Raw genomic sequence first — 15,275 nt, 5'->3', positions numbered from 1 at the left:
TATGTTTAATTTAATCTTAAATTTCAAAGATCAACTTCTGGCCATCCCTCTGCTGACCAGCCGATGGTTTTGATGAACAATTTTGCCCTTCCCTCTTCAGATGCGCCATAGCCATGGAAACAAATCAACAGAACGGCATAAATGCTGTATTTAACCTGAGAACACATTTGTTAATGGATTTGCTTTAATAACCTGATCTCCTGGATAAGGACTGGCTCTAATAGGTATTGTTCTTTGTTCTCCAATCCCTGTATTTGTTTCACCACATCTATTCCTTCAACTACCTTACCAAAGGCAGCAAATCCTTGACCGTCCGGATTTCGCTTGCCACCGTAATCCAGTTCCGGTTGGTCTCCCAGACAAATAAAAAAGCTGCTTTGAGCTGAATCGGGCCCAAGCCTTGCCATGGAAATGGTGCCATGTTCATGCAATATCCCTGTTGTCCGGGTGGTTTCAATGGGTATTGGAGGTAATAGTTGTTCCTCAGTAACGTTTCCCCCTTGTATCACCTGGATTTTAATGTCCCTTTGAGATTCATTTTCAGGAGTATATACCCTAAAAAAACTGGAATTTACATAGGCGCCGTTCGATACATACTTCAGAAAATTTGTTACTGTTCCGGGAGCTTTTTCCGGATATAGTTCAATAATTATGGAGCCAAAAGCCGTCGAAATCTGGCAGCGTTTCTCTGCTTGGGCGTTGACAAAAGAAAAGGTAAAATAGAGTATAAGCGTTAAACAGGCTAGTTTATTCATTTTGAAAGCAGATAGACTGAGTGAATAACTAAAAATTTTACCCAAAATCCAAAAAAAGGACAGCCTGGCAATATATTTCTTTTGGTGGAACGGTATTGCTTTAAGGGATTGAGCATCAAAAAGAAAATATTAAATTGGGAACCGCCTTTTTTCAGGTCAATGAATTTTCTTCATCCTTATTTTTTTATTTCCGAAAATAAGGTGTAATTATGACAATTAATAAAAAATAACATGAAAAGTTTCCCTGAGTACGAAGTGTGGTTTATAACCGGTAGCCAGCATTTGTATGGTGAAGAGACCCTGAATACCGTAGCATTGCATGCCAAAGAAATTGCAGCGGCTTTGCATGCTTCAGAAAAAATAGCTGTCAATATTGTTTATAAACCCATTGTTACCTCAGCAGTAGCTATTTATGAAGTACTTGCCCAAGCCAATGGGAAGGATAATTGCATAGGGGTAATTACCTGGATGCACACTTTTTCACCTGCCAAGATGTGGATCAATGGATTAAAGGTTTTGCAAAAACCTCTTTTACATTTACATACCCAATATAACCGAAACTTGCCTTGGGATACCATCGACATGGATTTCATGAACCTCAACCAAAGTGCTCATGGGGATCGGGAGTTTGGATTTATCTGTACCCGGATGGAAATCCCCAGAAAAGTAGTGGTAGGACATTGGAAGGAGCTACAGGTTCAGGTGGAGATCGATAATTGGTGTCGGGCGGCTTGTGGCTGGTCCGATTGGCAAGGCGCCCAATTTGTTCGGTTTGGAGATAATATGCGGCAGGTGGCTGTCACTGAAGGAAATAAAGTGTCCGCAGAGATGCAATTCGGTTTCTCTGTCAATACCCATGGGGTAGGGGATTTGGTGTCCCAAATAGCGGAAATCTCTTCTGCAGCTGTCGATCGTTTGATTGAAACCTACGAGCAGCAGTACCTGGTAGATGAACAAATGAAGAAGCAGGGAAGCAGGAGGGAATCCCTGAGAGATGCTGCAAGAATAGAGTTGGGATTGAAGCAGTTTCTGGAACAGGGATCCTTCAAAGGTTTTACCAATACCTTTGAGGATTTGCATGGCATGAAGCAGTTGCCTGGCATTGCGGTTCAGCGGCTAATGGCTCAGGGATATGGGTACGCTGGAGAGGGAGATTGGAAGACCATGGCCCTGGTAAGGGCCATGAAGGTAATGGGTAAGGGATTGCCCGGAGGTAATGCTTTTATGGAGGATTACACCTATGATTTGGAGGAGCAGGGTGGACTGGTACTGGGGGCCCATATGCTGGAAGTGGATGAAAGCCTTGCAGCCGGGCCGGTACGATGTGAAATACATCCATTGGATATCGGGGGTAAGGATGACCCCGTAAGGCTGGTGTTTAACGCAGGGGGAGGACATGCACTTAACGCTTCCCTTATAGATTTGGGGGCGAAATTCAGATTGGTGCTTAATGAGGTAGAAGCTATCATGCCCCCAAGGGATCTACCTGAATTACCGGTGGCCCGCTGTATGTGGAGGCCTAAGCCAGACTTTAAAACCGCTGCTACCGCCTGGATTCTGGCAGGAGGTGCTCACCATACCGGTTTTAGCCAGAACTTGCCCACTGAAGTTATGGAAGATTTTGCGGAAATGGCAGGTTTGGAATGTTTGTTGATTGATGGGGATACCCGGATAAGAGAATTTAAAGCCTTTCTCAAACGGTTTTAAAGGGTAGAAACAAATCCTGCCTTACCAATAATTTGGTTGGTTACAAGAAAATGAATCCCATTTCTGGTGGTTTTAGTCATCTTTACAAGGGAGAATAATCAAAGGAGTAGCCCCCTCGTGTACCAAATCGTTGATAAAAAAATTTCTGAATAGTTTGTCGTTTAGTGTTCTGGAACCTTTTTGAAGGACAAGATAATCGTCCGGATACTCACTGTATCTGTTTTTGATGACTTTAAAAGCATCAGTACCCTCATAGATTTTCACCAAACATTGGTATTTATCATCTAATTTTTCTTTAAGCGCATTCAAATATACCTCGCTTTCAGTTTTGTCATCTGTTTCTGAAAGGATGGTAAGTAGCTCTATTTCTCCTATTGAGTTTCCTATTGTGTTAAGAAGATGGGTAAGTGCCGGTTCATTAAAAGGAAAATTAACGTGACTGGCCAGGGCAAGTTTCTTTGGAAGAGCCTGCTCGATGGATTTTGGTAAAGCAATAATAAGCCTGTTGAGGTGATTGATAATATTTGTAGCCGTACTGCCGATTAAAAATTTTTTAAGAAAACCAGTTCCTTTTAATCCCAATAAAAGTATGTCATCTGAACTTGTTTCTTTTGCTAAAAAATGGATGATCGAACTGTCAATTGCCAAAAATTCAGCTTTTTCACGTGGCAGGGCTAATTTTTTCAATTCTACCGAAAACTTCTTTTCGGCTTCTTGTTTTTCGAAAACTATTACTTGTTCCTTACCCGGAGAATTGGCCAGAGTGGGAACCAAACCGGGGATTTGATTAATGAATTGGAGGGAAACACCGTACGAATTTTGCCACTCATAAGCCACCTTAATTATTGTTGGCGTATAGGGTGAAAAATCAATAAGGACAATTAATTTTTTCATGGTATGAGGTGCATTTGAAAGTAAACAGTAAAAATTAAAGTTAAAGAATATCCTTCAAAAAACTAGTTAACTGCATCAAATCAAAGTTTTTTGAATGCTCTTATTGGTCCTCATACCATTTTTCATCAAAGGTATGGGTAGACTCAAAGGCAGCCTTCAATACTTTTACCACCATCCAGATCATTAATACCGGAGAAATGGAAAATAGAAACAATATCAGTGCGGTATTCAGGTTTACTGCTACAGCAACAACGTAAATCAATAGAAAGCCTGTTACCAGGCTAACTGGTACCAATGGGTTGTCCATAGTATGTTTCTTTACCCGATAAAACAATCAGGAACAGGTATTTGTTCGATTAAAAAATTAGATTGTATTTCAGGCATTGTTCACCCTAGGAGCCCAATAGGTACAGTAAGCTCCGGCTTTTACAGGACCCTTAAAGAGTTGGCATCCACCACATTTTCTTTTTTCCGTAGGGGGCAGGTAGAGCTGACAATTGTCACAACGATTGTCAGAAACCGGCGTTTCTTCTTCATATCCCAGGCTTTTTCTTTTTTCCAGTTCATCCTCGCTTAAGCCTGTAAGGTCTGCACAATCAGTAACCTGTTCGAGTTGGTATTCTTTTTTCGGGCTGGCACAATTGGATAAAATCAGGGTTAATGAACCGAGTAAATACTTTACAAAATTCCTTCTTTGCATGGGTTGATTTTTAAAGAGCTGTCATTAATTCCTGAAGGGGGAATGCTGCATAATTTTCCCCTTCTTCCAGTTTTTTTAATATTGCTGTCAAATTTTCAGAGTGGATATCCTTTGATCGATCCAGACCTTTTTTCAGGTTATCCAAAGCTATTTCCTTCCAATGATCCACATTTTCGCCTTCCAAAGAAGACAATAATCCGATGAAATCCTTAATATCGCCTTCTTCCCCTTTTGCACCCAATATATGTGACACTTCTTTAAGGTAATCATTTTTCCAACCTTCAGAACTTTCGAAAAAATCATGCTGCTCTTTCAATGCTGCAAGGATCTGAAGTCCGGAGCCAGCATTGGAGCTAAGGATTGCTGTTCGAAACCATTTATTTGATCCCTTTTCCATCAATACACCCGCCATTTTTTCAATGACTGCATTGTCCTCATAATTTCCCAGGCTTAAAACAGCCTGCATGGAAATCATTGGGTTTTCATGGTTTATTTTTTCCGATATCTCTTCCCTTAATCCGGGAAAGTCCTCTGCCAATACCAAAGCATTTTTAACAAGCCCCCAGTGCTCGCTTTCCAATGCGGATGCTACCAAATCCGAAGGTAAAGCATCCATGGAATGCAATAAATGAAGGGCGAGAACCTGGGCTTTTGGGTTTTCCTTTTTTGCCAATGCCAATAAAAAAGGCACCTGCTCCGCGCTGGGATTTTCCAGTATCAAGCGCTGAGCGGTAGTTCTGTTCCAGCCATTGTCATGGGCCAGTTGAGCTACAAGAGCTTCCGCGTCCATTTTTGAAAAATCAGGGGATTCCCATTTTCCAACACCCCTGCCTTTTGGTACCAGGCGATAAATCCGCCCATGGTTTTCTCCATTCATGAAGTCCATTTCCGCTTTTAGATCATCCGGGATCGAAACCGGGGTTTCTATATGTTGCCGGTAAAAATCAACCAGGTACAAAAAACCATCAGGACCTACCGTAAAACCTACCGGCCTGAACCAGGGATCGGTGGATGCCAGGAATTCCTTAGTGGTTTCTTCAGCATGGCGCCTGGCCAGTAGGGATGGTCCGTTTTTATCCAGCACCAACTGGTCTCTGTGAACCAGGTTTCCTGCTACATCTCCGGTAAATAGGTCTCCGTAAAATTCGTCAGGAAAGGCTCCTCCGTTGTAAACCGTACCTCCTGAGGCCCCGGTAAAATAGTCCTCGGCATGTTCTACCCGGTCCAATTCCTGTTCCTGATATTGTTTGTTCCTTCTTTTGGTCCTTTCTGCCCGCCAGTAGGGCGGGGGAGTCATTTGAAACATTTCAAAATCATGGTCGGAAATGTTTTGATTTACGGATTTGCTTGATAAAAGCCCGTGGCGTTCCAGGTATCTTCCAGGAATAACTGCCTGCTGCACATGCAAAGTGTTTTGGGTAAAAACCTTATTGCCCCAGTCATCGAAGGTCTGCCCAAATTGTGCGGTGCCGCTCTCTTTTTCAAATTGGCCCTTGTCCAGTCGAAATCTAAAATCCATCCCCTGAAGGTTTATTGGCTTTTTTTCAGTTTTGTTTTGGAAGCTTACCTCACTTCTTTGCCCGTTATTGGCCGCATAGATCCAATTATCCACGCCCAGTCGCAAATTAGTAATCTGGGCTTCAGAATTATTTTCAAAAAAACCGGAAAAAATGATTTCTTTGCTGTCCGCAGCTCCATCCTCATCCATATCTTTCATGTAATAGATATAGGGTGCAGCTGTTACCAGCAAGCCTCCCTTCCAGGGCATCAGACTGGTGGCATCTGCTATGCCTTCTGCAAAAACAATGGAGGTGTCTATCTGCCCATCTCCGTCTTCATCTACCAGTTGTTTAATCACTCCCCTTCCCTTACCTTCTTCAGGCTTGTAGGGGTAGTCAGGCATTTCTATGGCGAAGGCCCTTCCATGCTCATCAAATACCAAATCCACCGGATCCTTGATATGAGGCTCGGCGGCAAAGAGTTGTACTTCGAAACCTTCGTGTATATCAAAGGTAGCCATGGAGGCCTCCGGGCTCAGGGGGCCGGCATATTTGTCTTCTTTACAGGATTGTAGACCTGAAAGCAATATCATGGAGAGAATGAAGGATGCGGAAAGTTTCATGTCAAATAATGTGTGTTATTGATTGATTTCCAATATTGGTTTAAATCCGTTAAAATGAAAATTATTTTCCGTTAACGGATCATTTTTTTAATTACTCCATGATTTATATGAACCTTTTGTCACTCAAAGGCCAATTTTTTAGTCGGCTTAAAACCGAAAAAATCATCCAAAAAGGCATAAGCCTCCTTTCTTATTTTCGTGGGAAAGTCATGTCCGGCATCCGGATACCTCACCTGCAGGTGATCCGGAAACCCCATCCACTGGTATACAGGAGCGAGTAAATGGATTCCGGTTTTGACCCCTTCCACGGAAAAATTGCTATCCTGCAATGGGGCATTGGTAAACACAGGTCTGGGAGCAATCAAGGCGATAATATCTGTAAAATCAAACGGAAGATGGGCATCCGGAAGCTGATTTTTGATGGCTGGCATGTATCTTTCCTGGGCCCAGGGCCCAAGCCGTCCTCCATAATTTTTTGTACCCGCTTCTCCTATATCATAAAATTCAAAGGGAGTCCAGCCGCAACTGCTCACCACCACCTTGATCCGTGTATCATGAGCTGCGGCAAAAAGCGCATTGTGCCCTCCCAGAGAGTGCCCGATCACACCTATGCGTTTGGGGTCTACTGCCTCCATCTGGCTCAAAACATCCACACAACGCATGTGATTCCAAACCCCTAACAAGGTTCCTGAAGGAAAGCCATCCAGTGAAAAGTCATGGTTTTTCTGTTCCCCAAAGCTTGGATAATCAGGAGCCATCACCACGTAACCCTTTTCGGCCAGCTCTCTCGCTATAGCCCTGTTTTCTAATGGACCCTGTCCATCTACGATTCTTTTACCCTCCTCGCCTGTGCTGTGAAGGACCAACATGGCTGGCCGGTTTTTGCTTTGATGCGGAACATACAGGTAGGCCGTTACATTATTTCTATGGTCGGACGGAAAACTCACCTGATAACGGGTAAACCTGCTCTCCACCAGGGAGTCGGTATAGGTCAGGGTAGGAATGGACAGACTTTCACGGAAGGGTAGGGTTCCCATGATGGAGGCCATATTGTTTTTCCAAACTTTCTCTTTTTCTTTCCATTCATGAATGCTTCTGATAGGAGTGTCACTTTCTTCCCGCAAAATGTAGGAATTGGATGCTTCCCGCTTGGGTATGGGTTGATGCAGGATCTTTTTGATCGAAGCCATGATGACTGGCTCGGCTTCCGAAGTTACCGGGCTGGCATCGATTTCATAACCACCTTCCTGATAGGCCGCAGCGGTACCAATATAAAATGGTCCGTAATCCCCATAAGCTGCCATGGCTACAAATAAGTCGGGTCTTTCGGCCTTGGCTGCCAATTGGTACTCCACAAATAGTTCTCCAGGTAGATGGAGTATCCGTGCATTTCCAAGTGTCAGGCCACTAATCTCAATTTTTTTTCCCGATTCCTGCCGCTTGTACCAGGCTAATTTTTGCATGTTATTGGTCAGCCAGCGAGCGTTCTGCCGGTGCATTTCCTGTTCAATATTCGGGATATCCTCATTTGCCGGCAGTAAAACGGGTTCTTGTTGCCAAAATATATCAGCAGGGGCCAATGCCTGTTTTCTCGTGTTTTCCCAGGCCTTTTTCATCCCTGCGGCCAGCCGATCAGCCAACAGACCTCTGTTGATTTTTGAGCCATCATTGTATTTTCCTGCAGCAATATTGGCACCGGCACCGTTGAAATGTACATGCAAGGCTTCAGGAACCTCCAGTTGGCGCATGTACCTGGCTATACCCGGAAAGTCGGGATTGGCTACCTTGGTGAGATAGTAGCTCTGCGGATGGACGGCATAATAACTCAGGACCGCCAGGGGCCGATCTTCATTCCAAAAGCTGATCAGTGAAACTTCCGGATCAATCAGGCCTTCAGGGAAATCCCGGATTTTGGGATCTTTGGTAGAGGAGCTGCGAAAATATGCGATTTTCCCGTCAGTTCCTTTGATACGGCGGTTTGAAGCCACCCTTTCTACCATTGCTTTTCCTGTACCCACATGGGTCAGGGGTTGGGCATTGGGTAAAGCACTGCGTATGGCGGCTTCCAGCCTGTTCAATACAATCCGGTCAAAGGAACTATCAAAGGCAAATGGGGCTAAACCTGCATCCACCAGGATTTTTTCCGCTCCCCAATCACTGATGGGCGCATCGTGCTGGTGTACCGTATGGACGGCTACCCGCGAGGGTATGGTGGAAGCCGCCTTTGCCAAAGTCGCTTTGAAAGCATCCTGACTTTCATTGGCAATTCCAATCCAATCTACAGCACAGAGTACAATGGGAAGACCGCTTCCTGAAATGACAATTCCTTTTGCCCTGAGACCTAAATCATCCCTGTTTTGCATCGGGTCATAAGCCAGCCAGCTTCCGACTGGGGGAGTAGCATCCACATCAAAGACTGCCAGCGTCAGGCCACTATCCAGTTCTTTTTGCCGGCCCATCCCCGGAATTGAAACCAGCAGAAAAAGCAGGCAAATAAGGGAAGGAAATAAAAACTTTGTATCAATCAATAACTTAATCATGAGTTTGTTGGGTATGCTGATGAATCCAGTCTATCATTTTATCCTGGGAGGTCTCTCCGAATCGGTTAAATCCCTTGGGTATATACTGGTAGGGGCTGTGTTTGTCTCCCATTTGATGGGTGATTTTTTTGAGATTTTGAAGGGTTCTGCTAATGGCTGGCAAATCGGCATGCCGGTCCTGAGCTGGACTGACGACCATCAGCGGCCGTGGAAGGATGGTAGCCAGTATTTCCGGGAAATCCACCGGTATCGCCGAGGGATGATCCGTGTAGTACCCCCAGTTGGGGATCAGGCCATAAAGGTGAGAATATGCTTTGATTCCCTCCATATGCGCACCAGCCTCCCGCAAAGGGGTAAAAGCAGAAGCAACCGCTACCCCGGCTACCTGCTCCTCCAAAGCAGCAGTAAAAAGGGCTACGGTACCACCCAAAGCATAGCCAGCCAGGTACAATTGGTTGGTATCTACAAATGGCAGTTGACCCACTGCCTGAATGGCATCACGGGTATCTTTGACCATTTTACCCATTTTTGACCAATTCGGATACCTGTTATAAAAACCGGAGCCTTCTTCAATGCGGCTGCCATATCCCAACAGATCCATGGTGAATACAGCCATACCCTTAGCCAAACAAGTTTCAATAAAATGGTTCATTCCGGTATCAAACCCTGTGTTGACATACTTATGCAGGTATATGACCATAGGGATTTTTTTTCCACTTTCTGGTTTGAATTCCCCCTGATCATCCGAAGGAAGGTAAATGGCACCATGCTGGTAATCTCCCAAAGCATTGTAAGGGGCTATGTTTCGCCTGATGCCGTTGGATACCTGCGGACGATTGAGTAACAGGTCCAGGTAATCCGTATTGTTGCTCAAATTTGAAATAGGGGAGGCGGCGATTCCCTCAGGCTGCTTTCCAAGGGTCCACCGGATCCTTTCCCTGACTTTTTCTTGCCAGGCATTCAGACCGGATTGATCCAGTGTAGCCGTGTTGTCCATTAAGGAAGATAATGCTACTGGCTGTTCGTTGAGTAAGCCTGGTGGCTTTCTTCCCTTTTCCCAGCTATCAAAATCATAACTGTAATACCTCTTATTGTTCCATTTTTTGTCCGATCGGCCAAACTGTATGTCCAGCCAGTCCACAAAAGATTCTATATCCCTGGCCGCAACGGCGTGTTTCCCATCCCTGAATCGGATCCCTAATTTATCTGGTTGTCCCAGAAAGTCATACACCTGCCGCAGAGACTTGTAGTTTTGTTCGATGGCCCAGGGGTCACCACCTCCGGCCTCCCTGATAGAAGAGCTCAGCAATAATGCATTGGGGGCAATCAAGGCCATCAGGGAGTTTTGGTCAATGGGCAGCTTGTGTTCCCTGCCGTTAAAAAACCGCAAGCGGGGATGAAACCATTGAGGCCTGATCGAATTCAGGTAATCGATTGATTCATTTTCATGTCTTTCGTCCGTATACCGGTAGGGGATCTCTCCACCCGTACCTCCGCTACTGCTTATCAGGGCGGTGATCCTTGGGTCAAAGGCTGCGGCAAAAATGGATAATTTTGCATTCCTGGAATGCCCGGTCAATGCAATTTTATCTTTATCCACATGAGGCAAAGTATACAGGTAATCGACGGCTCTATGTGCTCCCCATGCGCGGGTCATCAAGGCAGACCAATCGTACTCAGGGTACACTTCCTGGTAGGAAATGGTCTCATCAAAAACATCTGCCCCGGCATATATGACTCCCATGTAGCCCCTTCTTACGGCTATCTGCACCCAACCCCTGTGGTTCCACTGGCTCATAAAGACCGGGTGTGGTCCATCGCCGGAAGGGGTAAATACTTCGAGGGTTAGCCTGGCTTTTTCATGGTCTCCAAATTTCAGCAGGACGGTTTGAACCTTGATTTCACCTTCCTGGTGTTCGGATAAGATTTCTGATGTGAAGTTTTCCGGAGGATCGGGAAAGGTTCCGGAAAGTAAAAGTTTCACCTGTTCTTGTATCCATTCTCTTTTTGCCTGCCACTGTTCCATTGTTTCAACAGGGATCTGCCGACCACCTTCATCCAGGATAAGTGGATCGGGGAGAAAAGGAAGATCAGGCAGGGAGTCGAAATCAGGAGGCAATTCTCCGGTCCTTTTTTGCCAGGCATCCCAGGTGCTATCCTTATAGCTCAGCCGCTCAAAGGAAGCAAAAACGTTTCTGGCCCTCTGCTCAGGGCGCGGGTGGGGTCTGTTTAATTCACGGAGATCTTCTAAAAAAGCTTTGCGCTTCAAAGTATCAGGGGATTGAGCCTTGCTAAAAATGGGTATCAGACTGATAATTAAAATGATACCTCCGAAAAAACAGGATCTCATATTTGATTTTTTCATAGAAATGGGCCGGGTTTGGCGTTTGTAGCTTAATTAACCTAAAATTAATGACAAATCCTTATTGAAAAAGAACCAATGGTAAAAATCCGGATAAGATCCTTGTCATCACTGTATCTCGCATGAGGAGGAGAATTGATTTTGACGGAAAGCCTGAAATTTCCGGTGACATTTTTAAAAAATTCAGGGTTTCTAAGGGCCAAAGCCTCAAATTGAATGTTTGGAACCTACAAAAGCATCTTTTACAGTTTCTTTCTTGAAAGGATTGGGAATAATAATATCTTTGTCGAAATTAAAAAATCTATATATTTCTTTGATAGCTGATATGGAACAATTATTTCTCTATTTGGTCCCTTTTTTGGGTATTGTTGGGTTGGTGGTCATGGCCATAAAATCTGCCTGGGTAACAAGGCAGCCTACGGGTGAACAAAGTATGGTGGAGTTGGCAGGTTACATTGCCAAAGGAGCGATGTCGTTCCTGAAAGCAGAGTGGAAGGTAATGATTTATTTTGTGGTTATTGCCGCCATCATTTTGGGATGGTCCGGGACTCTACTTGAAAATTCCAGTCCAATAATCGCAGTATCTTTCGTCATAGGGGCAGTTTTGTCGGCTTTTGCCGGGTACCTGGGAATGAAGATTGCCACCAAATCCAATGTCAGAACCACAGAGGCAGCCAAAACCAGCCTTGCCAAAGCACTGAATGTGTCCTTTACAGGGGGTACGGTTATGGGTTTGGGAGTGGCAGGCCTTGCTGTATTGGGCATGGGTGGTTTATTTATCATATTTTACAACATGTTTGTGTTGTCTTCAGGAGGCGATGTTAACGGACATGAAATGGAGACTGCCCTGGAAGTACTTGCAGGGTTTTCCCTGGGTGCGGAATCCATTGCTCTTTTTGCCCGGGTAGGTGGAGGTATTTACACCAAAGCTGCCGATGTGGGAGCTGACTTGGTGGGAAAAGTTGAAGCTGGAATACCTGAGGATGATGTGAGAAATCCAGCTACCATTGCAGATAATGTGGGTGATAATGTAGGGGATGTAGCCGGAATGGGAGCAGATTTATTTGGATCCTATGTGGCCACCATATTGGCCTCCATGGTATTGGGAAGAGAAATTGTAAGTAATGACAATTTTGGAGGAATTGCTCCGGTCCTTCTGCCTCTGGTAATAGCCGGGCTGGGACTGGTGTTCTCCATAATAGGCACCTTTTTCGTTAAAATAAATTCCGAAACAGGAAATGTACAGGCGGCCCTGAACAGGGGAAACTGGATTTCAATATTGTTGACTGTTGCGGCTTCATTCTTTGTAATTGATTATATGTTGCCGGAAGGTGATCTGGTCATGTCCAGGTTAAATTCTATTGCATTTACGAAAATGGGGGTTTTTGGGGCTGTTTTTATAGGTTTGATCGTTGGGGCCCTGATGAGCATCATTACCGAACATTATACAGCCATGGGCAAAGGCCCGGTGAATTCCATCATCAGACAATCCTCAACCGGCCATGCCACCAATATTATCGGAGGACTTGCGGTAGGAATGCAATCTACAGTTTTGCCAATTTTGGTCCTTGCCGGAGGGATTTTTTCTTCCTATATGGCTGCAGGTCTATATGGTGTAGCCATAGCGGCAGCGGGCATGATGGCCACCACTGCCATGCAGTTGGCCATAGATGCCTTTGGCCCCATTGCTGATAACGCCGGTGGAATTGCTGAAATGTCCGGGCTTCCAAAGGAAGTCAGGGAGAGAACCGATATTCTGGATGCCGTTGGAAATACCACAGCCGCTACGGGAAAGGGTTTTGCCATTGCTTCAGCAGCTTTGACAGCCCTGGCACTATTTGCAGCCTACGTGGGTATTTCGGGCATTTCTACCATAGACATTTATAAAGCGGATGTTTTGTCCGGATTATTTGTTGGGGCCATGATTCCCTTTATTTTTTCATCCCTGGCCATTGCAGCCGTAGGAAGGGCAGCCATGGACATGGTAAATGAAGTGAGGAGGCAATTCAAAGAGATGCCGGGCATAATGGACTATACCGAAAAGCCGGATTATGAAAAATGTGTGGAGATCTCTACCAAGGCTTCCATCCGGGAGATGGTGGCACCAGGGGCCATTGCCCTTTTGTCTCCCATTATCGTTGGATTTCTTTTCGGACATGAGGTTTTGGGAGGTATGTTGGCAGGAGTGACCGTCTCCGGTGTATTGATGGGTATTTTTCAGAACAATGCCGGAGGTGCCTGGGACAATGCAAAGAAATCTTTCGAAAAGGGTGTGGAAATTAATGGAGAAATGTATTACAAAGGTTCAGAGCCGCACAAGGCTTCCGTTACCGGAGATACGGTTGGAGATCCGTTTAAAGATACCTCAGGGCCCTCCATGAATATCCTGATCAAGCTGACCTCAATCGTTTCCATCGTCATTGCACCATTTATTCCCCCGGACAGTCCATTGGGAATTTCAGACAATGCCGGAGTAGATGAAATCAAGAAAGTAGTACAGCTACCAGAAGCATTGCCAGCAGAAATTGAAGTGTTAGAGATCAACTGATCTGAAAAATACATTTATTGTAATCAAGGCCGTCAACGTTACATTGGCGGCTTTTTTTTGGTTTGTTCCATTCTTAAATTATGGAACAGAAAAGAATATGCGGAAGAATTTTTGATTGCTTACCTTAAAATTTGATTTTTATTTTTGAAAATAAAATCAGATTTTGGGTTTTTGATTTACGTCAATTTTGCACGAACCATTAACCCTAAGAAAGATATTTTACCAGGCATTAGATCTAAATATATGTGCAAATACCTAAACCCTGCTCTTTTGTTTACCATTCTTGCTGGTTGTTTGTTAACACTTGGTTCATTTTCGGACAATAATATTTCAAGTCCATCGGATCAGTTAAAAGGTAAAACCATTCTCCTGGATCCCGGTCATGGGGGAACAGCAGCTACTGATTCTTATCGCGTAGGGCCTTCCGGGGAAAGAGAGGAGTGGGTCAATTTGCGGGTTGCTCTTCTTCTGGGTGAAATGCTTGAAAAGGCAGGTGCCAATGTGATCTTTAGCCGTATGGATGATTCATTTGTTTCATTGGATGATAGAAGTAAATTGGCACTAGACAATAAGGCAGATCTGTTTGTTTCCATTCACCACAATGCCACAGCTGATTCCACCGTAAATTTTCCTATCATTTATTTTCATGGCAGTGCTGTGGAAAATCGTGCCAGTGTGGTCCTGGGGCAGAAAGTGGCGGACCAATTGCGCAAAAACTTGTTTGATGGTCAGGGTCCTTTTAGCCTGGTTTCGGATTATACCATTTTCTCTACATCCGGGGCGAGTGTATTGAGGGGAACATATGGTATTCCCGGCATTATTGCCGAGGCTTCTTTTTTCACGCATCCAGGGGAAGAAAATAGACTCAAGTCAACAATTTACAACGAGATGGAGGCCAGGGCGTATTTCGAAGGTATAATTGATTTTTTTTCAAGTTCAGTACCCGAAATTCAGGAGAAAAAATCACCGCTGGAAATTTCTCCATTTGAAGTTTTTCAGGAGGCCGAAAGAATGCGTCCTGAGGCCTTACAATGGAAGGCCAATTATGAGGCAGGCAAAGCGTTGATGGAATCCGGAGAAAAAAGCCAGCTGGATAGTGCTTACCAACTGCTTACACTTTCCGTAAGATCCTTTCCCGATTCCTATGTTGCCAAACACTGTCATGTGTTGCGGGCGGACATTTTGGCCCGACAAGGAAAAAAAGCTCAGGCCAGAATGGAAAGGAAGCGAATTCGGGCTTTTTATCCCTGATCGCTATTTTGCTCTTTCTTTCAGTTCGGTTTGAAGTTGGGAAATCACGGTTTCCAAAACGGTGTTGGTTTCCATGATCAGAGGAGAAAGTTTTTCTGGTTGATCTTGCCTTTCTGCCAGGTGTTCGATTTCCCGGATGATCGGACTTAAAATGTCAATTTTAATATTATCAATGCTTGGTTTTATTTGGTGAGCCAGGTTTTTGATTTCGGTAAAATTTTTCTGATCAAAGGCAGCGTTCAGCCCATTTATGGTATTTTGTGCCTGATCAATAAATAGTTTTGTCATTTCGATGATAAACTCGTCGCTCCCTCCACTGATTTCTTCCAAATTAACGAGATTGTATAATTTTCCCTGGCTATTTTCCATTGTGGCTTGGTCTTTTCTAGGCTACAA

At 44.5% G+C, this 15,275-nt stretch carries 12 protein-coding genes; 3 read left to right on the top strand and 9 right to left on the bottom strand.

What is annotated here, in order from left to right; all coding sequences use genetic code 11:
* Positions 1-23: 23 nt before the first annotated feature.
* Together G9Q97_RS07960 and G9Q97_RS07955 are read right to left on the bottom strand one after the other, a co-directional pair.
* Positions 24-167, bottom strand: coding sequence for a hypothetical protein (locus G9Q97_RS07960; RefSeq protein ID WP_166145090.1), 144 nt, complete (start codon positions 165-167; stop codon positions 24-26).
* 3 nt (positions 168-170) lie between these two features.
* The gene (locus G9Q97_RS07955) at positions 171-755 is read right to left on the bottom strand and encodes a peptidylprolyl isomerase (protein ID WP_166145087.1); all 585 of its coding nucleotides are present in this window, start codon (positions 753-755) and stop codon (positions 171-173) included.
* A 231-nt stretch (positions 756-986) separates the two neighbouring features.
* Here G9Q97_RS07955 and araA point away from each other — a divergent pair, with 231 nt between their 5' ends.
* Positions 987-2,462: an L-arabinose isomerase gene (gene araA, locus G9Q97_RS07950; protein WP_166145083.1), complete on the top strand. Its 1,476-nt coding sequence runs from the start codon at positions 987-989 to the stop codon at positions 2,460-2,462.
* A 72-nt stretch (positions 2,463-2,534) separates the two neighbouring features.
* On the opposite strand, the gene G9Q97_RS07945 is transcribed toward araA, so the two are convergent.
* From G9Q97_RS07945 to G9Q97_RS07920, 6 genes are all read right to left on the bottom strand, one after another.
* Positions 2,535-3,356, bottom strand: a complete 822-nt coding sequence (locus tag G9Q97_RS07945; RefSeq protein WP_166145080.1) for a universal stress protein — start codon at positions 3,354-3,356, stop codon at positions 2,535-2,537.
* 100 nt (positions 3,357-3,456) lie between these two features.
* Positions 3,457-3,663 carry a hypothetical protein gene (locus G9Q97_RS07940; protein WP_166145077.1) on the bottom strand — a complete coding sequence of 69 codons (207 nt, stop codon included), beginning with the start codon at positions 3,661-3,663 and terminating at the stop codon, positions 3,457-3,459.
* A 69-nt stretch (positions 3,664-3,732) separates the two neighbouring features.
* Positions 3,733-4,056, bottom strand: coding sequence for a high-potential iron-sulfur protein (locus tag G9Q97_RS07935; RefSeq protein ID WP_166145075.1), 324 nt, complete (start codon positions 4,054-4,056; stop codon positions 3,733-3,735).
* A 10-nt stretch (positions 4,057-4,066) separates the two neighbouring features.
* Entirely contained in the window at positions 4,067-6,178 is a 2,112-nt protein-coding gene (locus tag G9Q97_RS07930; RefSeq protein WP_166145071.1) for a PVC-type heme-binding CxxCH protein, read from the bottom strand.
* A 119-nt stretch (positions 6,179-6,297) separates the two neighbouring features.
* Complete coding sequence (locus G9Q97_RS07925) at positions 6,298-8,718, bottom strand: alpha/beta hydrolase family protein (RefSeq protein ID WP_166145068.1); 2,421 nt, start codon at positions 8,716-8,718, stop codon at positions 6,298-6,300.
* On the bottom strand, positions 8,711-11,083 hold the full coding sequence (locus G9Q97_RS07920; protein WP_246255495.1) for an alpha/beta fold hydrolase: 2,373 nt from the start codon (positions 11,081-11,083) through the stop codon (positions 8,711-8,713). Before G9Q97_RS07920 ends, G9Q97_RS07925 begins: the two co-directional genes overlap by 8 nt.
* A gap of 322 nt (positions 11,084-11,405) precedes the next feature.
* On the opposite strand from G9Q97_RS07920, the gene G9Q97_RS07915 reads away from it, so the two are divergent.
* Entirely contained in the window at positions 11,406-13,628 is a 2,223-nt protein-coding gene (locus G9Q97_RS07915; RefSeq protein ID WP_166145065.1) for a sodium-translocating pyrophosphatase, read from the top strand.
* 243 nt (positions 13,629-13,871) lie between these two features.
* A complete protein-coding gene (locus tag G9Q97_RS07910) occupies positions 13,872-14,879 on the top strand; it encodes an N-acetylmuramoyl-L-alanine amidase (RefSeq protein ID WP_166145062.1) in 1,008 nt (335 codons plus the stop codon).
* Between the two features lie 3 nt (positions 14,880-14,882).
* Here the strand turns inward: G9Q97_RS07910 and G9Q97_RS07905 are convergent, their stop codons facing one another.
* Positions 14,883-15,248 carry an Hpt domain-containing protein gene (locus G9Q97_RS07905; protein ID WP_166145059.1) on the bottom strand — a complete coding sequence of 122 codons (366 nt, stop codon included), beginning with the start codon at positions 15,246-15,248 and terminating at the stop codon, positions 14,883-14,885.
* Positions 15,249-15,275 lie beyond the last annotated feature (27 nt).

Origin of the sequence: Cyclobacterium plantarum (assembly GCF_011290685.1) — a bacterium.
In the GTDB taxonomy this organism is placed as follows: Bacteria; Bacteroidota; Bacteroidia; order Cytophagales; family Cyclobacteriaceae; genus Cyclobacterium; species Cyclobacterium plantarum.
The sequence above is the reverse complement of the archived record's forward strand: the minus strand, read 5'-3'. Positions and strand labels throughout refer to the sequence as shown.